The following is an 18,100-nucleotide window of genomic DNA, read 5'->3' as shown; positions in this document are numbered from 1 at the left end:
TCACACCGTTGCTTTCGTACTCACGACTTCGTCGGCCACATGTGTCCACAAAGGACTCTGACTGAACACCACGGTCGTCCGCCCGCGCCGCAGTTTCGCGACGCGCTCGGTGATCCGCGCCTCGGTGTGCGCGTCGACGGCCGACGTCGGCTCGTCCAGCAGCAACACGTCGGCGTCCATCGCCAGCGCCCTGGCCAGGTTCAGCCGCTGACGCTGACCGCCGGAGACCTCGCGGCCGCGCTCGCCGATCAGCTCGTCGACGCCGCGCGGCAGCGCCTCCACGATGTCGTCGGCATCCGCCGCGTAGAGGGCGTCGCCTATCTCGATGTCGCTCTCGTGCGGTGGTGTCAGCTGTTCGCGAAGGATCCCGGAGAACCAGATGTCCTGGTTGTGCGCATACACCACTCGCTTCCGCAGCTCGGCCAGCGCGATCTCGTTCGCGGGGATCCCGCCGATCAGCGCCTGCTCCTCCTCGGCGACGTCCGCGAAGCGGGCAAGCCGAACGGCGATCGCCTCGGCGTCGGCGCCGAGGTCGACCACGGTGAGCTTCCCCGCCGCGATCCGGATGCCGCTCTCGCTGTCGTAGAGGTCCAACGGCCCTGCGGGCAACGCCTTCGGCGTATCCGGATCGGAGAGCCGGGGCTTGATCGACAGCAGTCCGCACACCTTGCGCGCGGCCACCAGCGCGGAGCTGAGCGAACCCGCGAACTCGGTCATGATCGCCACCGGGCCGATCAGGAACGCCGAGACGCCGTAGAACGCGACCAGCTCGCCGACCCCGATCGTGCCCTCGATCGCCAGCCGCGCGCCCAGCCAGGTGATGGCCACGGTGACCAGGCCCGGCAGCGCGATCTCGGCCGCGGCCAGCCAGGCTTCGCTGCGGCCGACCTCGTTACCCGCGAAGCGCACCCGCTGGCTCGCCGTGCGGAACCGGGCCAGGAAGCGCCGTTCGCCGCCGACCCCGCGCAGGATCCGCAGGCCGGACACGATGTCCGCGCCCAGCGCGTTCACCTCGGACAGGTTCTCCCGCTGGACCGTCTTGCGTTTCTGCAGCGGCGCCAGCAGCGGCCCGATCCCGGTCACCGCCAGCGGGACGCCGACCAGCGCGATCACGCCGAGCAGCGTGGAGGTCGACAGCAGCGAGATGCCGATCACCACGAACGAGAGCACCGCTCCGCTCGCGCGGCCCAGCACCTCGAACATGTTGCCGATGTGGTTGATGTCCGAAGTGGTCACGGCCACGACGTTGCCGGTCGTGGTGTGCTCACGCAGACCGGCGCCGACCCGGGTGCTGTGCTCGGTGACTGCTCGCTGGGTGGCCGCGGCGCCGTGGAGCCACAGTCCGTACTGGATGAAGTGCAGCCAGGTACCGAAACCCGCCTGGAGCACGCCGAGGACGGCCATGAGCGACGCCCAGCGCCAGACGGCGGCCGTGTCGTGTGCCGCGATCGCGCTGATCCCGCGGCCGATCACCAGCGGTTGCAGCGCGCCGGGCAGCAGCCAGAGCGCACCGATCAGCGCCCCCGCGAGGACGACCGGCGACCGGGCACGGAGCACGGCGAACAGGTACCGGGCGGCGGTCAGCCGGGCCGGTAGCCGAGGCGTTCGGATGGGATATGTGGCGGAAAGCACGTACATCGACGTTAAAGACCCGCGCCCGGCGACGCGACCGAATTATGCCGGTGTGGGCTGGGACCCGGAGCGGGTGTGAGCAAGGTGACGACCTACTCTTGAGGCCGTGGCGAACCCAGACGGCGACACCGTGACCAGCACCGTTGACACCACCGCGCGCGCCGAGGCGACTCCGGACCTCGCGCAGCCGTACGTCGAACTCGGCCTCGCCGAAGACGAGTACGCCCGGATCCGCGAGATCCTCGGCCGACGGCCGACCGACGCCGAACTGGCGATGTACTCGGTGATGTGGAGCGAGCACTGCTCGTACAAGTCCTCGAAGAAGCACCTGCGCTACTTCGGTGAAAGCGCCACGCCCGAGATGAAGGAGAAGACGCTCGCGGGCATCGGCGAGAACGCCGGTGTGGTCGACGTCGGCGAGGGCTGGGCCGTCACCTTCAAGGTGGAGAGCCACAACCATCCGTCCTATGTGGAGCCGTACCAGGGTGCCGCGACCGGCGTCGGCGGCATCGTCCGCGACATCATGGCCATGGGCGCGCGTCCCCTCGCGGTTGCCGACGCGCTGCGCTTCGGCCCCGCCGACGCGCCGGACACCAAGCGCGTGCTGCCCGGTGTGGTCGCCGGTGTCGGCGGCTACGGCAACTGCCTCGGCCTGCCGAACATCGGGGGCGAGCTGGTGTTCGATCCGAGCTACGCGGGCAACCCGCTGGTCAACGCGCTGTGCGTCGGCGCGATGCGGGTCGAGGACCTGCACCTGGCGTTCGCCTCGGGGACCGGCAACAAGATCATCCTGTTCGGTGCGCGGACCGGGCTCGACGGTATCGGCGGCGTGTCGGTGCTCGCGAGCGACACGTTCTCCGGCGACGAATCGGCGGCGGGGCGCAAGAAGCTGCCGAGCGTCCAGGTCGGCGACCCGTTCACCGAGAAGGTGCTCATCGAGTGCTGCCTCGAGCTGTTCGCCGCGGACGTCGTCGTCGGCATCCAGGACCTCGGCGGTGCCGGGCTGTCCTGCGCGACGTCCGAGCTGGCGGCGGCCGGTGACGGCGGGATGCACATCTACCTCGACCGGGTTCCGTTGCGCGCCAGCGGAATGACCCCGGCGGAGGTGCTCTCCAGCGAGTCACAGGAGCGCATGTGCGCGGTCGTCACGCCGGAGAACGTCGACGCGTTCATGAAGATCTGCGCGAAGTGGGACGTCATCGCCACCGACATCGGCGAGGTCACCGACGGCGAACACCTGGTGATCACCTGGCACGACGAGACCGTGGTCGACGTCCCGGCGCACACCGTGGCGCACCAGGGCCCGGTGTACGACCGGCCCATCCAGCGACCGTCCACTCAGGACGCACTGATCGCGGACACCTCGGCGAAGCTGCCCCGTCCGTCCACTTCGGACGAACTGCGGGCGGATCTGCTCAAGCTGATCTCCTCGCCGAACCAGGCGTCGAAGGAGTGGGTGACCTCGCAGTACGACCGCTACGTGCGCGGCAACACGGTGCTCGCGCAGCCGTCGGACTCCGGCGTCATCCGGATCGACGAGTCGACAGGGCGCGGTGTCGCCGTGTCGACGGACTGCAACAGCGGCTTCGTCTACCTCGACCCGTACGAGGGTGCGAAACTGGCGCTCGCCGAGGCGTACCGCAACGTCGCCACCAGTGGTGCGACCCCGGTCGCGGTGTCGGACTGCCTGAACTTCGGCGCCCCGACCGACCCCGGCGTGATGTGGCAGTTCGAGCGGGCGGTGCACGGCATCGCCGACGGCTGCGTCGAGCTGGGCATCCCGGTCACCGGCGGGAACGTGAGCTTCTTCAACCAGACCGGCGACGTCGCGATCCTGCCGACACCGGTGGTCGGCGTGCTCGGCGTCATCGACGACGTGACCCGCCGCATCCCGACCGGGATCGGCGCGGAGGCGGGGGAAACCCTGCTGCTGCTCGGGGAAACCCACGACGAGCTGGACGGTTCCGCGTGGGCGCGTGAGCTGCACGGCCACCTCGGCGGCGTCCCGCCGAAGGTCGACCTCGCGCGGGAGAAGCTGCTTGCCGAGATCCTCGTCGCGGGCTCCCGGGACGGCATGATCTCCGCCGCGCACGACCTCGCCGACGGTGGTCTCGCCCAGGCGCTCGTCGAGACCGTCCTCATCGGACAGTGCGGCGCGCGGGTCTTCCTCGACACCGACCAGGATCCGTTCGTGCAGCTGTTCTCGGAGTCGACGGGCCGGGTGCTCGTCGCCGTGCCGCGCACCGAGGAACTGCGGTTCACCGAGATGTGCACCGCGCGCGGCCTGCCGTGGCGCAAGACCGGCGTCGTCGACCCGGAGGCGAATTCGCTGGAGCTGCAGGGAATCACGACGTTCTCGCTCGACGAGTTGCGCGAGGCGTGGGAGCGCACCCTCCCCGCCCTGTTCGACTGATTCGGCGAACTCACGTACCCAGGCAGTCGGCCGGTGAGCCGACTGCCTGGGTACGTCAGCCGGCCGTTCGGAGACGCGAGCCGACGTTCTGGACGCTCAGCTCACGAGTCCTTGCCCGGTAGCACAGTGCCTGGTGGCACGTCGGTATCCACAAAGGACACTTCGCCGGACGCGGTGCACTCACGGAATTCCGGAACCTGCCCGAACTTCGCCCGATCGAACCGCAGGGTGCCCCGGACGATCGCGCCGGTGAGGTCCACGCTTTCCTCGAACACCGTGTCGCTGAAGTCGGCGCCGTTGACGATCTCGGTTCGCTGCATACCCAGCCAGGCCACCCGGCGGCGCGGCAGCATGAAGCGGTCGAGCCGGGCACCCGCCAGGTCGAGTCCGTAGGCAGGCACGTTCTTTTCCTTGGTGTGCGGCATCAAGGTCCGGATCAGCTGCTGGGCGGTTCGGCGCACCTGGCGCTCCCGGCTCGCCGCCTCCAGTTCCTCGTGCTCGGTGATCCGGGCCCCGAAGTTCGGGTGCCGGAACGGCCGGCGCAGATACGCACACAATACGTCGATCACGGTCTGCCCGTAGAGATCCGGCCGGGCGCGCGCGAGTCCGGCCAGGGCGTGCATGGCGCCGAGCCGCACCTGATCGGCCTCGTGCCCCAGCAGTTCGACGGCCTTGGCGAACCGATCGTCGGAGACCCGGTCGCGCTCGACGGCATGCCGCGCCTCCTCGACACGTCGGCGCCGGTCGTTGAGCCACAGCCCATAGAGGACCGCCACCGCGCCACCCGCCAGTCCCGACGTCTTGAGCGCGTCACCCCGGCTGGTCGCCGGATCGGCCAGCAACCACACCAGCACTCCCGCGAACACCGCCGCGGTGAGCAGAAAGGCCCACAACAGCGGGGATCTGAGCCGCTTCATTCGCGCCCCGGGACGATCCGGGCGGTCCGCTCGTCGAGTTTCTCCAGTCGCCAGTCCGCCGGTAGCAGCGGTTTCTTCGCCGTAGCGGCGGTGGTGTTGTTCAGCGCGCCGGAGTCCGGCGGTCCGGCGAACCGGAGGTCGGCCAGGCCTTCGAAGCGGGTGTTGCGCAGATCGAAGAATCCCTTGCGGACGGCGTCGATGAATACGGCGTCTTTGGCGAACACGGCGTTCTTGAAGGTTGTCCTCCCGGCGAACCTCGTGCCCTCGAAGACGGCGTCCTCGTGGAACATCGTCCCGCTGAACCAGGCGCGATCGTGGAATTCCGTGTCCTCACAACGGAAATACCCCAGGCTCCGGTCCCCGGTTCCGGCCCCGGTGAAGTAGGCCGCCCGAAGGATGCGGCACTTGCTCAGGTTCGTGCTGCTGTGCAAGGACACGTACCGCATGACCAGCTCGCCGATCGTGTGCTCGGAGAGATCGAAGTACTCCAGCTCCGCCCCGGTCAGATCGAGCTTGTAGGCCGGTGCGTCGACGGCGTTGTGTGGTGGCAACAGGTCACCGATCAGCCGTTGCGCGGTCAGCCGGACCTGACGCTCCTGGTCCTTCGCCGGGTCCGGCGACTTCGCCCCAGTCAGAACGTCGTCAGCATGCGGATATTCGAACGGCCGCCGCAGGTAGGAACACAGCACGTCGAGCACGGTCTGCCGATAGCTCTCCCGGCTCCTGGCGAGCCCGGCGAGCGCGTGCAGCGCGCCGACCCGTACCTGGTCGGCCTCGTGGCCGAGCAGTTCCACCGACTTCGCGAACCGCTCGTCACCGACCCGTTCACGGTCGAGTTCGGCCCGGCTGAGTTCGAGCGTGTGCCGATCGCGCTCGACCTCCTGCCGGGCCTCTTCGACCTTCCGTCGCCGGTCGTTGAGCCACAACGCATACAGCGCGACGACCGCGCCTCCGGCGAGGCCGCCGGTCTTCAACGCGTCGCTGTGGCTCGTCGCCGGGTCAGTGAGCAGCCAGCCACCCACGGCCAGCAGCAGCACCACCGCGGCGACGAACGTCCACAGCAACGGTGAGCGCACGTGCTCAGTGGGCGTAGAAGAACATGATCAGGACGCAGGGCTTGCCGCCGGTCGACGACGCGCCGACGGTCCCGCTCACGGTCTTGCCGCCCATCGTGCCGCCGAGCCTGCCCATGGTCGTGCTCTTGTCCTCCACCGGCGTCACGGTGATCTGCGGGTCGCCGCTGGTCGCCTGGTTGACGCTGTCCTGCAGCGAAGGCCGCATGGTCGAGCAGCCGAGCGCGAGCGCGCCTTCCTTGTCCTTCGCGTTGAGCTTGTCGACGAAGCTCTTGATCACGTCGAACTCGGCCGCGCGGTTCGGGTTGTCCGACGACGGCGAGCTCGAGGACGGCGACGAGGAGCGCGTGCTGCTGGGGCGCGACGGCGTCGTCGAGGTGTCACTGCCGCTGGTCCCGCCGGTACGCGAGAACTTGGTGACGGACTTCCAGCACCAGTTGTCGCCGGACTTGACGATCGTGCCCGAGGACGTGCCCTGCCTGCCGCTGACGGTCATCGCGACGTTCGCGGAGTACTCGGTGTCGGACTTCTTGTTCAGCCCGCCCTCCATCCGCACGCCCGAGATCTTGTCGAGGTCCTTGAGCATGCTGTCGATCAGGCGGTCCGAGTCCGGGCACTTCAGCGCCACGAGCGCGGCGTTGTCGTGCTTGTTGAGCCCGTCGATGATCGACTGCGCGGTCTTCTGCGCGCCGTCCTCGTCCTTGCTGACCAGGAAGCCGGGCGCGAGGAAGCCGGTGATGCCGAAGACCGCCCCCAGCACCACGACCACGCCGAGCGTGATCCACAGCCAGAGCAGGCCCTTCTTCTTCGGCGGCGCGGGCGGGCCGCCGAAGCCCTGCGTGTAGGCCGGGTTGTTCGGGTCCCACTGCTGCTGCGCGTTGGGATCCCAGCCCTGCTGTTGCTGCTGGGCGTTCGGGTCCCAGCCGCCCTGCGGGTACTGCTGCTGACCGGCGTTGGGGTCCCAGCCGCCCTGCTGCGGGTACTGCTGGGTCGGGTACGGCTGCTGCGGCTGCCCGAATCCGCCGGACGGCGGCTGTTGCTGGCCGTACGGATCAGGCTGCTGGCCGTAGGGCTGGCCAGGCTGTCCCGGCTGGGGAGGGTAGGTCATCTTTCTTGCCTTTCCGCTGGCTCAGTCTTCTGGCTCAGTCTTGGGTGATGGCCTCATGCGAACACGAACAGACCGGCGACACACCAGTTGCCGCCCACGTTGCCCGCGGTGATGAAGCCCGCGGCCTTCTTGCCGTCGAGGGTGCCGCCGAGCTGGGTCAGGGCGGTGTCTTCGCTGCCGGTCGGCTCCTCCGCGGTGAGCCTGGGGTCACCGGTGGTCGCCCGCGTGACGGCGTCCTTCACCAGCTCCTCCATCCCCGGGCACACCAGCGCGTTCGCGCCCGCGGCGTCCTTCGCGTTCAGCTTCGCGAGGACCGTTTCGACCAGTTGGCGTCCGCCGGCCGGTGCCGGGCCTTCACTGCTCTTGGCTGGTGGCGGTGCTCCGGTGCCGGGCCGTGACGGCGGGACGGGCATGCCGCTGGGCAGGCCCGGCGCCCCGGTCGCACTCGACGTGCTCGATGGGCTCGTCGGCGGAGCGGCGCTGCTTTCGTTCTTGCCGAGGAAGAACCCGGGCGCGACGAAGCCGGTGACACTCAGCGCGATGACGACGACCACGGCGACGGCGACCGCGATCCACAGGCCGGTCCGGTTCTTCCGCGGCGGCTCCGGCGGTGGCCCGGGATAGCCGCCCTGCGGCGCGTTCGGGTCCCAGTGGCTCTGCTGCTGGGGGTACGGCGACGGCGGCGTGCCCGGATCCCACCCGCCGGGCTGCGGCGAGGCACCCGGTTGCGGTGGATACGTCATCGGTCTCGCCTTCCGTGTACGCCGTGCTTCGCGCGATCTGACGGACGGCGTACGCCGGTGGTTCCCCCAGACCTCGACAGCAGCATTGTGCAAGGTGAGACAACCGGACACAAAAGCGGCTCCCGGCCGCGCCACCCGAAGGGGCGGCGGGACCGGGAGCCTGAATCGATCGTGACGGGGCAGGTCAGCCGTTCGCGAGCGCCTGGAGCCGGTCGTAGGCGCCGTTGAAGACGTTCTGGTCGATGGGGCTCGAGGAGTACTGCCAGAACGTGTAGAAACCCCAGTTGTAGGGCAGGGTGCCGGGCGCGGAGGCGTACCGCGCCACCCAGAGCGGCACCGTGCTCGCGAACTGCTGGGACGTGCCGACGCACTGGCTCCACCAGCTCGTCGACGTGTAGAACACCGGCCAGCGGCCGGTCCTGGCGTGATAGGTGTCGTGGAAGTCCCTGATCCACGCCCCCATGGCGGCCTGGCTCTTGCCGTAGCAGGTCGCGCCGTACGGGTTGTACTCCAGGTCGGCGGCCCCCGGCAGGGTCTTGCCGTCACGGGACCAGCCGCCGCCGTGGTCGACGAAGTAGTTCGCCTGCTGCGCGCCGCTGGACCGGTCCGGCAGCGCGAAGTGGTACGAGCCGCGGATCATGCCGACGTTGTAGGAGCCGTTGTACTGCTGGGCGAAGTACGGGTTGGTGTACCCGGTGCCCTCGGTCGCCTTGACGTAGGCGAAGCGCTTTCCCTGGTTCCACCAGTTCGCCCAGTCGACGTTGCCCTGGTGACCGGACACGTCGATCCCGGCGACCGACGCGTCGACCTGCTGGCCGATCGCGTCCGTGCCACGGGCCTGTTCGGCGGCCTTGCGGGTGTCCGGAGTGGACTGGTCGCCTTCGACCCGGCGGATCTGGGACCCCAGTTCGTGATCCTGGTCGATGGCGGACGCGCTGCTGGTGGTGGGGGACGGTTCGGCCGTCGCCTGGACCGTGGAGCCGAGCAGGAGCGCCACGGTGGGGACGGCGAGAGCGGCGAGCAGAGCGGATCGCCGGCCTCTTCGGGAAGTGGACATCATCGGATTCCCTTCACAGATACCCTCGCTGAGGACGGCTTACTGCAGGTAGCCGCCCAGGCACGATTCTTAGCTACCGGGTGCGGGTTTGTCACCGAATTCCGTGAAATTGAGCACTCACGTGAGTGAATTTCCCGGGGAGTTGATCTTTACTTCGTGAGTCACTAACCCTTTGGGTCAGCCCCTGGCCAGCGTCCGAAGCCGGTCCAGCGGGCCGTTGAACCAGTTCTGGTCGCCGGGGAGCGCTCCGTGGTTGGCGAACTGCCAGATCGTCTGGGTGGCCCAGCTCGCGGGCAGCGGGCCGACCTGGGTGTCGTACCGGGCGAGCCACAACGGGATGTCGCCGAAGCTCCCGTTGTCGCCGGTGCAGCGCCGCCACCAGTTGGTCGAGGTGTAGATCATGGGCGCGCGGCCGGTACGGGCGCGGTAGGTGCCGACGAAGTCCCGGATCCACGCGACCATCCCCGCCGCGTCCTTGCCGTAGCAGGTCTCGCCGTACGGGTTGTACTCCGCGTCGAGCGCGCCAGGCAGCGTTTTCCCGTCGCCGGCCCAGCCGCCGCCGTGATCGACGAAGTAGTTCGCCTGCGCGGCGCCGCTCGACACGTCGGGCAGCGCGAAATGGTAGGCGCCCCTGACCAGCCCCACGCTGTGGGAGCCGTCGTACTGCTGGGTGAACTGCGGGTTGGTGTAGGTGACGCCTTCGGTCGCCTTGACGTAGACGAACCGGGCGCCCGCCCCCGAGGCGCCCGGCCAGTCGACCGGGCCCTGATGGCTGCTGACGTCGTGGCCGAGGACCTGGTCCTCGGCGCTGTAGCGAAGGTTCGGGACGCCGCCGGCACCCTCGTACCGCTCGATCTGTGAGCCCGCGTAGTGGTCCTCGGGGCCGGTGACCTGCCGGTACTCCCCGGCGGACGCGGGCGCCTGGCCGCACAACACGATTCCGGCGGCGATCGCGGCGACGCCGCGGATCGGACGATGCTTCACCCTCGACTCTCCCTCACCGGACGCACGTACTCCGATGAGGCTCACGATGCCCGTGTGACGCGAGTGGGGCGACCTTGATCACCCGAAGGTGTCGCCGAATGCCGTGAAGGAGGCCTTCACGGACTGTCGCGGGGCCTACTTCCGCTCGTCCGCGAGGGCGCGGATCAGGTGCTCGGCAGGCACGACCGCGGTGATCCGGTCGTGCGGGTTGATCGCCACCGGGTGTCCGCCCAGCAGCCCGACGATGTCGCGCCCCAGCACCGCCCTGGCGTGCGGCCACTCCTTCGGCACCATCGACTTCGCGGTGTACGCCGGGACCATGACGCGCCCGTCGGTGTTGTGGAAGCCGATCACCGTGCGCTGCACCGGCGACATCGCGTACACGAACAGCGTCGAGTCCAGGATGACGCGGGGGAGGTCCTCGGCGGGCCGGTGCTCGGTGCGCACGAGCTGGAGCAGTCGTTCGAGCTCGCTGCTCGGTTCGGGGAACCCCAGCGCCTTCGGCGACGGCCGGTAGCGGTCGTTGGGGTGGAAGTCCGCCACGATGTCCCCGTCCGCGTTGACCGGATAGGCGCCGACCACGGCCCACGACGGCACCGGGCCGTTGGGGTCGAAGGCCTCGTCGATGACGTACAGCCAGCTGTTCGGGTTGGCACGCGCGTTGCGGCGCATCTCGGCGGTGATCTCCGGCTTGCCGGTCTTGCCCGGCTTGCCCCGGCCACCCGGTTTACCCGGCCTTCCCGCGGGAGTCTGCGAAACCATCCGATCTGCCTCGTCCCGCTGCGCCATCGCCATCCCTACGTCCCGGGTGCCTGAAGGATCTAGTTCTGCCACTCTACTGTTTCCCCATGGTCTCTTCGCGTTCGGTCGACCCCGCTGAGTTACGCGCGGCGGTGTCGGCAATTTCCCCTTGGCTGAACGGGAACGCCCCCGATCCGGACCGGCCGGAACTCGCCGCGGCGGTCCGGCTGAGCCTGCGGACACTGGCCGCGGACGCGCCGGGCCGCAGTGTCGAAGTCCGCGTGCCGCCCTTCGCGGCCGTCCAGTGCGTCGAGGGGCCCCGGCACACCAGGGGCACCCCGCCGAACGTCGTCGAAACGGACCCGCGGACCTGGCTCGAACTCGCCACGGGCCGCGTCGAGTGGGCAGCCGCGGTCGAGACCGGCCGTGTGAGCGCTTCCGGCTCGCGTGCCGATCTCTCCCGGTGGCTGCCCCTGCTGCGGATCTGACTCAGCGCTTGAAGCCGACGCCGCCCGCGATGCAGTGCTGGGCGGCACTGAGGTCCTTGATGCGCGGGCCGTCCGGCCACCAGTCGACGCAGCGGGTCACACCGGGCTCGACCATCTCGAGGCCGGGGAACAGCCCCTCGATCTCCTCCTTGGTGCGGAACGTCCCGGAGCCCATGGGGCTGTGCAGGAACATGTCCTCCATCTTGCGGGCGGTCTGGCTGTGCTCGTCCTGCGGGTCGAGGAAGTGCGAGACCGCGACGAACGAGCCCGGCGCGAGGTACGAGACGAACTCGCGCATGATCTCGGCGGGACGCTCCTTCGGGCCGTTGTAGTGGTGCAGGGTCCCCAGCTGAAGGAACGCCACCGGCTCGTCGAAGTTGATGTACTCGCGGACGTCCTTGTTGTTCATCAGGTCTTCCGGCACGAAGATGTCGTCCGAGACGAAGTGGGTGTTCTCGTTCTCCTCCAGCAGCGCGCGCCCGTGCGCGAGCACCACCGGGTCGTTGTCGACGTAGACGACGGTGGCCTCCGGGACCAGCCGCTGGACGACGTGGTGGGTGTTCTCGACGGTGGGCAGTCCCGAGCCGCAGTCGAGGTACTGGGTGATCCCGGTCTGGCTGGCTATGAACCGGCAGGCGCGGATGAGGAAGGACCGGTTCTCGGTCGCGAGGTCCTTCGCCTCCGGTGCCACCGAGAGCACCTTGTTCAGGGTCTCCCTGTCGATCTCGTAGTTGTCCTTGCCGTCGAGGAACGCGTCGTAGACGCGCGCGATACTCGCCCGCGTCGGGTCCACGCCGACAGGTACGGATCGCTCCGATTTGGTGGCTCCGGTCATCACGGCCTCGCAAGGTGTGGGGGAAATCTCTACTCTACTTAGAGTAGAGCTACGTACTCGCGCGGTAAACACGAGCCATCCCTATGCGGCAGCCTCCGGTGCGTGTACTTTCAGTAGCTGGACTGGCATCTCCTGGTGAAGATTCGTGTCGTACGGAAGGGCTGATCATGAACGCGGTCAACGCGTCCAGTGGTGAGCAGAGCCTGGGTCCGACCGCGCGCCGGATGATCCTCGGCTCGCAGCTGCGACGGCTGCGCGAAGAAGCGGGCATCACCCGTCAGCAGGCGGGCTACAGCATCCGTGGCTCGGAGTCCAAGATCAGCAGGCTCGAGCTGGGCCGGGTGGGCTTCAAGGAACGCGACGTCACGGATCTGCTGACGATGTACGGCGTCAGCGACGAGAAGGACCGTGAAACGTTCCTCGAGCTGGTCAAGCAGTCCAACGAACCCGGCTGGTGGCGGCGCTTCAACGAGACCATGCCGAGCTGATTCTCCGGACTGGTCGGCCTGGAGGAGGCCGCGTCGCGGATCCAGATCTGGGAGCCGCTGTTCGTCTCCGGTCTGCTGCAGACCGAGCAGTACGCGCGGGCGATCTTCAGTCACGGCCGTCCCGAGATGGCCGACGACCGGATCGACCAGAAGGTCGCGCTCCGGATGCGCAGGCAGAAGATGTTCAGCAGGCCGGACTCGCCCCGGGTGTGGACGGTCCTCGACGAGTCGGTCCTGCACCGCCCGATCGGCGGCGCGAAGGTGCTGAAACAGCAGCTCGAGCACCTGATGGAGATGACGACGCTGCCGCACGTCTCGGTGCAGATCCTGCCGTACGACCGCAGCGGCCTGTCCGCGGAGCACGCGTTCTCCCTGCTGCGCTTCGCCGAGCCGGAGCTGCCGAACATCGCCTACGTCGAGTACCTCACCGGCGCGCACTACCTGGAGAAGCGGGACGAGATCGAGAAGTACAGCCGTGCTCTCGACATGCTCGCGGTCGACGCGGAGACGCCGGAACGCAGTCGTTCGATGATCGCGAAGCGTCGTCAGGAAATCTGACATCCCTTTCGCGTTTCCACGATTGGGGCAATAGGTCCGGAAAATGGTTACGATTCGTAGTCGTAGACCTGAACGAGCCACGCTTTATCCGCTCGTCAGGGTGGTTTTCAACAGCGCGTTTATTACATAGCGAGAAAGTTGCAAAAACTTCTGCACGTGCATTTACCGCTGCAGGAGCGCGTGCTAGCGTCCTACTCACAGGCAAATGCACATGCAGATGCATCTCCGAAGGAGAGCGCATCGTCCAGGCTTCACTGTTCGGGAAGGTGGGGACCATGGCAGAGCGGTTCGAGAACGGCATACCGGCCGACCGGCTGGCGGGCGCCCAGTGGCGCAAGGCCAGCTACAGCGGCGCCGTCGGGAATTGCGTGGAAGTCGCGCCGTTGGCCGGCGGGGATGTCGCGATGCGCAATTCGCGATTTCCGACCGGTCCGGCATTGGTGTACACCCGTGCGGAAATGGCCGCATTTCTCGCAGGCGCCAAGGATGGTGAATTCGACGATGTCCTCCAGTGATGTCCTCGTGCCCGAAATCACCGATATCGAATCCGGGCTGCAGGAACTGATTTCCCGGGGGTATCAGTTCGTGCACCAGAGTGATGATCGGGGCGAGGTGTCGGCCGTCGTCGGCGTACGGGTCCACGACCACGTGGTCGACGTCGTCCGGCTCAACGCCGAAGACGACGTCGAGGCCACCCGGATGCCCGGCACGGAGGACAACATCTTCGAGCCGGAGCGGTGGTTGTGGCGCTCGCGCGGCGAAGGGGCGCAGGTCCTCACCGAGGTGCTCGCGCTCCCCGACGAGTAAGCCTTTTCCTCGATTCCGGGTGTCGTCCCCCGGAGTCCGGCGGTGTCCCTGAGCGCGCCCTTGCCGAAATCCCCGTGTCCGGGGTGGCGGGGCGCGCTCTGGTGTTCACGGAGCGTTGTACCGGGGTTGTGTCATTGGGGCAGTGGGTAATCCGAAGTGGGCAGGACCACGCCGGGTGAGGCCGGATTCATAACCGGACCGTTTACACTGGACGTGGCCTGACCACGTCATCCTGGGAGCACCTCGGTGGTTTCCGACCCGTCCCCCGCAGGACAGTCCGCACCCGACCAACCCGATCCGGAGCCCCGCGAAGAGTGTGGTGTCTTCGGCGTATGGGCGCCCGGAGAAGAGGTCGCGAAGCTGACCTACTACGGGTTGTACGCACTCCAGCACCGTGGCCAGGAGGCCGCGGGCATTTCCGTCTCCGACGGCTCGCAGATCGTGGTCTTCAAGGACCTCGGCCTGGTCAGCCAGGTCTTCGACGAGCAGGTGCTCCAGTCGCTGCAGGGGCACATCGCCGTCGGGCACTGCCGGTACTCGACGACCGGGTCGACGATCTGGGAGAACGCGCAGCCGATCTTCCGCACCACCGCGACCGGCAGCGGCCTGTCCTTCGCCCACAACGGCAACCTGGTCAACACCGCCGAGCTGCGGGACCGGACCGCCGAGGCGGGGCTCAAGCCGCACGCCGGGCTCACCGGCTCGTCCAGCGACTCCGACCTGGTCTGCGGCCTGCTCGCCGCGAACGCCGCGGACAAGGGCATCGAGGCGGCGGCGCTCGACCTGCTGCCGACCCTGCGCGGCGCGTTCTGCCTGGTCTTTTCCGACGAGAACACGCTGTACGCCGCCCGTGACCCGCACGGCGTGCATCCGCTGGTGCTCGGCAGGCTCGAACGCGGCTGGGTGGTCGCGAGCGAGACGGCGGCGCTGGACATCGTCGGCGCGTCCTTCGTCCGCGAGGTCGAGCCCGGTGAACTGATCGCGATCGACGCGGAGGGGCTGCGCTCCTCGCGGTTCGCCAATCCGGACCCCAAGGGCTGCGTGTTCGAGTACGTCTACCTGGCGCGTCCGGACACCTCGATCGCCGGCCGCAGCGTGCACGCGACCCGCGTCGAGATCGGCCGCAAGCTCGCCGGCGAACACCCGGCGGAGGCCGACCTGGTCATCCCGGTGCCGGAGTCCGGGACCCCGGCCGCGATCGGGTACGCGCAGGGCTCGGGCATCCCGTACGGCTCCGGCCTCGTCAAGAACGCCTACGTCGGCCGGACGTTCATCCAGCCCTCGCAGACCATCCGCCAGCTGGGCATCCGGCTCAAGCTGAACCCGCTGCGCGAGGTCATCCGCGGCAAGCGGCTGGTCGTGGTCGACGACTCGATCGTCCGCGGCAACACCCAGCGCGCGCTGGTGCGGATGCTGCGCGAGGCGGGCGCGCTGGAGGTGCACGTCCGGATCGCGTCGCCGCCGGTGCGCTGGCCGTGTTTCTACGGCATCGACTTCGCCTCGCGGGCCGAGCTGGTCGCGAACGGCGTCGACCTGGACGGCATCCGCCGGTCGATCGGGGCCGACTCGCTGGGCTACATCTCGCTCGACGGTCTGGTCTCGGCGTCCGAGCAGCCGAAGTCGCGGTTGTGCACGGCGTGCTTCTCCGGCGAGTACCCGATTCCGCTGCCCGAGGACGCGTTGATCGGCAAACATCTGCTGGAAAGCCTCGACTCGGTCAATGGCGCGGCAACGCCGGTCACCCCTGCCGGGTACGGTGCCGAGGACGCCGTTCGGCGTCCGTAGACCATTTCCCAGATTTGGAGTCCACCAGTCGTGAGCGAGTCCACGAGCGCCACGTACGCCGCCGCCGGGGTCAGCATCGATGCCGGTGACAAAGCCGTCGAGCTGCTCAAGCCGCACGCGGAGCGGGCGAGCAGGCCGGAGGTGCGCGGCGGTGTCGGCGGTTTCGCCGGTCTGTTCTCGCTGAAGCTGGACAAGTGGAAGGAGCCGGTGCTCGCCTCGTCCACGGACGGGGTCGGCACCAAGATCGCGGTCGCGCAGGCGCTGGACAAGCACGACACGGTCGGTATCGACCTGGTCGCCATGGTCGTCGACGACCTCGTCGTCACCGGTGCCGAGCCGCTGTTCCTGCAGGACTACATCGCCGTCGGCAAGGTCATCCCGGAGAAGGTCGCGGCGCTCGTCGGCGGTATCGCCGAGGGCTGTGTCCAGGCAGGGTGCGCGCTGCTCGGCGGGGAGACCGCCGAGCACCCGGGCCTGATGGCCGAGCACGACTACGACATCTCGGGTACCGGCATCGGCGTCGTCGAGGCCTCTGCCGTCCTCGGCCCGGAGCGGGTGCGGCCCGGTGACGTGGTGCTCGCGCTCGGCTCGTCCGGGCTGCACTCCAACGGGTATTCGCTGGCCCGGCACGTACTGCTGGACATCGCGCGGATGCCGCTGGACGGGCACGTCGAGGAGTTCGGCCGCACGCTCGGTGAGGAGCTGCTGGAGCCGACCAAGATCTACGCCAAGGACTGCCTCGCGCTGGTGGCCGAGACCGAGGTCCGGACGTTCGCGCACGTCACCGGCGGTGGGCTGGAGGCGAACCTCGCGCGGGTCATGCCGCGCGGGCTTGTCGCGCGGCTCGATCGCGGGACCTGGACGCCGGCGCCCGTGTTCGCACTGATCGGGCAGCGCGGCAAGGTCGAACGCGCCGAGCTGGAGAAGACGTTCAACATGGGCGTCGGCATGGTCGCGATCGTCGGTGCCGAGGACGTCGACAGGGCGCTCGCGGTGCTGACCGCGCGGCATGTCCCGGCGTGGATTCTCGGTGACGTCCAGCCCGCGGAGGACCCGGACGGGCCGCGCGCGGTGCTCTCGGGTGACCACCCGCGCTTCTGAACCGCTAATCGGTTCGACTCCGGCTGTCACACTGGAGGCATGGCTGAGGACGTGGTGGTCGGCGCCCGGTTCGTGATCCCGGACGCCGAACTGAGCGAGCGGTTCTCCCGGGCGTCGGGCCCGGGAGGCCAGGGCGTCAACACCACCGACTCGCGGGTCGAGCTGTCCTTCGACGTCGTCCGGTCGCCGTCGATCCCCGAGGACCTGCGGGAGCGGATCGTTTCCCGGCTACGGTCTCGGCTGGTCGACGGCGTCGTCACGATCGTCGCCCGTGAACATCGCTCACAGCTGATGAACCGGGAAGCGGCGCGGGACCGTCTCGCGGCATTGCTGCTCGAGGCCTCGGCACCGCCTCCGCCGCGTCGGCGCGCGACGAAGCCGTCGCGGGGTTCGAAGGAACGTCGGCTGGCGGCGAAGAAGCGCCGCGCCCAGGTCAAACGTGGCCGCGGCGGCCGCTTCGACGACTGAACTCCGTTTGCGTCAGGCCAGCGAGAGGTGGACGCATTCGGCGGCGCGGCGGTAGCCGATCCGCGCGTAGAGGCGTTCCTCCGGTTCGCCAGCCGGGGTCAGGAACACCGTCTTCCCGCCCCGCTGGTGTGCCTCGAGCGTGAGTTGCGAGGTGAGCGCCGCCGCGATCCCGCGCCGCCGATACCGCTCGCGCACGCCGATCCCGGCGATCTCGGTGGTCGCGTCGACCAGCGCGGTGCCGACCCCACCCCCGACCGGGTCGCCGGTGGCGGTGTGCACGGCCAGTACCGCGAGCCCGCCGCGGCCGAGCAGGTCACGCATCGACGCGATGTCGTCGTCGCTTGCCGGATCGGGCTCGTCGTACGCCTCGCGCTGGGCGTTGATCATCGCGAGGAATTCGACGTCGGTTTCCGGCGTCAGCAGCGTGATGTCGTCCGGGCACGGCCACGCCACCGCGTCCTCCGGCGCGCAGATCATCAACGGGACCCGGCGTTCGAGGGCGTAGCCACGCTCGTGCAGTACGGCCTCGGCGGCCGGGATGACCTCGGTCAGGAACTCCAGCCGGGGCATCAGGCCGCGCTGCCGGTAGGCCTCGGTCAGCGCGTCGACGTCGGCCGTGGTCGGCACCGCGCCGTCGTCCGGCACGGCGTAGTTGAGCATCGGGTGATCGGTGTGGGTGGAGTAGGTGGCCAGGAACGGGCCGATCCGCTCGGTCTCGCGGCCGCGGGCCGCCATGGTGCGGATGTAGGACTGGACGAAGCTGAGAAATGACACTTCGGACTGCCTTTCGAGCAGGACAAGGAAACGCCACGTGGGCGTAAGGACGCTGGGGTGCGGCGTCGGGCCTAGCTGCGACCGACGCCGATGGCGACGGTTGGCAAATGGCTGTCCTTGGCTCGAAG

General features: G+C 68.8%; 17 protein-coding genes and 1 pseudogene. 8 read left to right on the top strand and 10 right to left on the bottom strand.

The genetic code is table 11. From position 1 onward, the window contains the following. Complete coding sequence (locus tag ACFWY9_RS03585; protein ID WP_378338046.1) at positions 1-1,632, bottom strand: ABC transporter ATP-binding protein; 1,632 nt, start codon at positions 1,630-1,632, stop codon at positions 1-3. Between the two features lie 130 nt (positions 1,633-1,762). On the opposite strand from ACFWY9_RS03585, the gene purL reads away from it, so the two are divergent. Next, positions 1,763-4,045 carry a phosphoribosylformylglycinamidine synthase subunit PurL gene (gene purL, locus ACFWY9_RS03580; protein WP_378329585.1) on the top strand — a complete coding sequence of 761 codons (2,283 nt, stop codon included), beginning with the start codon at positions 1,763-1,765 and terminating at the stop codon, positions 4,043-4,045. 101 nt (positions 4,046-4,146) lie between these two features. Here purL and ACFWY9_RS03575 read toward each other — a convergent pair whose 3' ends face one another. From ACFWY9_RS03575 to ACFWY9_RS03545, 7 genes are all read right to left on the bottom strand, one after another. Beyond that, positions 4,147-4,962 carry a pentapeptide repeat-containing protein gene (locus tag ACFWY9_RS03575; protein ID WP_378329549.1) on the bottom strand — a complete coding sequence of 272 codons (816 nt, stop codon included), beginning with the start codon at positions 4,960-4,962 and terminating at the stop codon, positions 4,147-4,149. Beyond that, positions 4,959-6,038: a pentapeptide repeat-containing protein gene (locus ACFWY9_RS03570; protein WP_378329550.1), complete on the bottom strand. Its 1,080-nt coding sequence runs from the start codon at positions 6,036-6,038 to the stop codon at positions 4,959-4,961. The genes ACFWY9_RS03575 and ACFWY9_RS03570 overlap by 4 nt, the downstream gene beginning before the upstream one ends. Before the next feature lie 4 nt (positions 6,039-6,042). Beyond that, positions 6,043-7,143, bottom strand: coding sequence for a hypothetical protein (locus ACFWY9_RS03565; protein ID WP_378338045.1), 1,101 nt, complete (start codon positions 7,141-7,143; stop codon positions 6,043-6,045). 53 nt (positions 7,144-7,196) lie between these two features. Then, positions 7,197-7,886, bottom strand: coding sequence for a hypothetical protein (locus tag ACFWY9_RS03560; protein WP_378338044.1), 690 nt, complete (start codon positions 7,884-7,886; stop codon positions 7,197-7,199). Positions 7,887-8,070: 184 nt separating this feature from the next. Continuing rightward, positions 8,071-8,943, bottom strand: coding sequence for a lysozyme (locus ACFWY9_RS03555; RefSeq protein ID WP_378329553.1), 873 nt, complete (start codon positions 8,941-8,943; stop codon positions 8,071-8,073). Between the two features lie 177 nt (positions 8,944-9,120). Then, complete coding sequence (locus ACFWY9_RS03550) at positions 9,121-9,927, bottom strand: lysozyme (protein WP_378329554.1); 807 nt, start codon at positions 9,925-9,927, stop codon at positions 9,121-9,123. Positions 9,928-10,062: 135 nt separating this feature from the next. Continuing rightward, positions 10,063-10,722 carry a type VII secretion system-associated protein gene (locus ACFWY9_RS03545; RefSeq protein ID WP_378338043.1) on the bottom strand — a complete coding sequence of 220 codons (660 nt, stop codon included), beginning with the start codon at positions 10,720-10,722 and terminating at the stop codon, positions 10,063-10,065. Positions 10,723-10,775: 53 nt separating this feature from the next. Here ACFWY9_RS03545 and ACFWY9_RS03540 point away from each other — a divergent pair, with 53 nt between their 5' ends. Beyond that, a complete protein-coding gene (locus tag ACFWY9_RS03540; RefSeq protein ID WP_378329557.1) occupies positions 10,776-11,156 on the top strand; it encodes a sterol carrier family protein in 381 nt (126 codons plus the stop codon). A 1-nt stretch (position 11,157) separates the two neighbouring features. Here ACFWY9_RS03540 and ACFWY9_RS03535 read toward each other — a convergent pair whose 3' ends face one another. Further along, positions 11,158-11,991, bottom strand: a complete 834-nt coding sequence (locus ACFWY9_RS03535; RefSeq protein WP_378329558.1) for an SAM-dependent methyltransferase — start codon at positions 11,989-11,991, stop codon at positions 11,158-11,160. Between the two features lie 167 nt (positions 11,992-12,158). On the opposite strand from ACFWY9_RS03535, the pseudogene ACFWY9_RS03530 reads away from it, so the two are divergent. From ACFWY9_RS03530 to arfB, 6 genes and pseudogenes are all read left to right on the top strand, one after another. Further along, positions 12,159-13,037 (top strand): annotated as a pseudogene (locus tag ACFWY9_RS03530) (helix-turn-helix domain-containing protein). A 275-nt stretch (positions 13,038-13,312) separates the two neighbouring features. Next, positions 13,313-13,552, top strand: a complete 240-nt coding sequence (locus ACFWY9_RS03525; protein WP_345395669.1) for a DUF397 domain-containing protein — start codon at positions 13,313-13,315, stop codon at positions 13,550-13,552. Beyond that, the gene (locus ACFWY9_RS03520) at positions 13,539-13,844 is read left to right on the top strand and encodes a hypothetical protein (RefSeq protein WP_378329560.1); all 306 of its coding nucleotides are present in this window, start codon (positions 13,539-13,541) and stop codon (positions 13,842-13,844) included. Before ACFWY9_RS03525 ends, ACFWY9_RS03520 begins: the two co-directional genes overlap by 14 nt. Before the next feature lie 246 nt (positions 13,845-14,090). Continuing rightward, a complete protein-coding gene (purF, locus tag ACFWY9_RS03515) occupies positions 14,091-15,629 on the top strand; it encodes an amidophosphoribosyltransferase (protein ID WP_378329561.1) in 1,539 nt (512 codons plus the stop codon). Between the two features lie 30 nt (positions 15,630-15,659). Next, complete coding sequence (purM, locus tag ACFWY9_RS03510) at positions 15,660-16,730, top strand: phosphoribosylformylglycinamidine cyclo-ligase (protein ID WP_378329562.1); 1,071 nt, start codon at positions 15,660-15,662, stop codon at positions 16,728-16,730. 39 nt (positions 16,731-16,769) lie between these two features. Beyond that, positions 16,770-17,198: an alternative ribosome rescue aminoacyl-tRNA hydrolase ArfB gene (gene arfB / locus ACFWY9_RS03505; RefSeq protein WP_378338042.1), complete on the top strand. Its 429-nt coding sequence runs from the start codon at positions 16,770-16,772 to the stop codon at positions 17,196-17,198. A gap of 12 nt (positions 17,199-17,210) precedes the next feature. Here arfB and ACFWY9_RS03500 read toward each other — a convergent pair whose 3' ends face one another. Next, positions 17,211-17,972, bottom strand: a complete 762-nt coding sequence (locus ACFWY9_RS03500) for a GNAT family N-acetyltransferase (RefSeq protein ID WP_378329564.1) — start codon at positions 17,970-17,972, stop codon at positions 17,211-17,213. Between the last annotated feature and the right edge of the window lie 128 nt (positions 17,973-18,100).

Origin of the sequence: Amycolatopsis sp. NPDC059027 (genome assembly GCF_042739735.1) — a bacterium.
Lineage (GTDB): Bacteria > Actinomycetota > Actinomycetes > Mycobacteriales > Pseudonocardiaceae > Amycolatopsis.
This window is presented reverse-complemented; position numbering and strand designations above follow the sequence as displayed.

Excerpts from the sequence above, each read along its gene's own strand:
- ACFWY9_RS03575 (WP_378329549.1), bottom strand. The coding sequence starts at position 4,962 with ATGAAGCGGCTCAGATCCCCGCTGTTGTGGGCCTTTCTGCTCACCGCG.
- ACFWY9_RS03565 (WP_378338045.1), bottom strand. The coding sequence starts at position 7,143 with ATGACCTACCCTCCCCAGCCGGGACAGCCTGGCCAGCCCTACGGCCAG.
- ACFWY9_RS03560 (WP_378338044.1), bottom strand. The coding sequence starts at position 7,886 with ATGACGTATCCACCGCAACCGGGTGCCTCGCCGCAGCCCGGCGGGTGG.
- ACFWY9_RS03555 (WP_378329553.1), bottom strand. The coding sequence starts at position 8,943 with ATGTCCACTTCCCGAAGAGGCCGGCGATCCGCTCTGCTCGCCGCTCTC.
- ACFWY9_RS03545 (WP_378338043.1), bottom strand. The coding sequence starts at position 10,722 with ATGGCGATGGCGCAGCGGGACGAGGCAGATCGGATGGTTTCGCAGACT.
- ACFWY9_RS03540 (WP_378329557.1), top strand. The coding sequence starts at position 10,776 with ATGGTCTCTTCGCGTTCGGTCGACCCCGCTGAGTTACGCGCGGCGGTG.
- ACFWY9_RS03535 (WP_378329558.1), bottom strand. The coding sequence starts at position 11,991 with ATGACCGGAGCCACCAAATCGGAGCGATCCGTACCTGTCGGCGTGGAC.
- ACFWY9_RS03525 (WP_345395669.1), top strand. The coding sequence starts at position 13,313 with ATGGCAGAGCGGTTCGAGAACGGCATACCGGCCGACCGGCTGGCGGGC.
- ACFWY9_RS03520 (WP_378329560.1), top strand. The coding sequence starts at position 13,539 with ATGTCCTCCAGTGATGTCCTCGTGCCCGAAATCACCGATATCGAATCC.
- arfB (WP_378338042.1), top strand. The coding sequence starts at position 16,770 with ATGGCTGAGGACGTGGTGGTCGGCGCCCGGTTCGTGATCCCGGACGCC.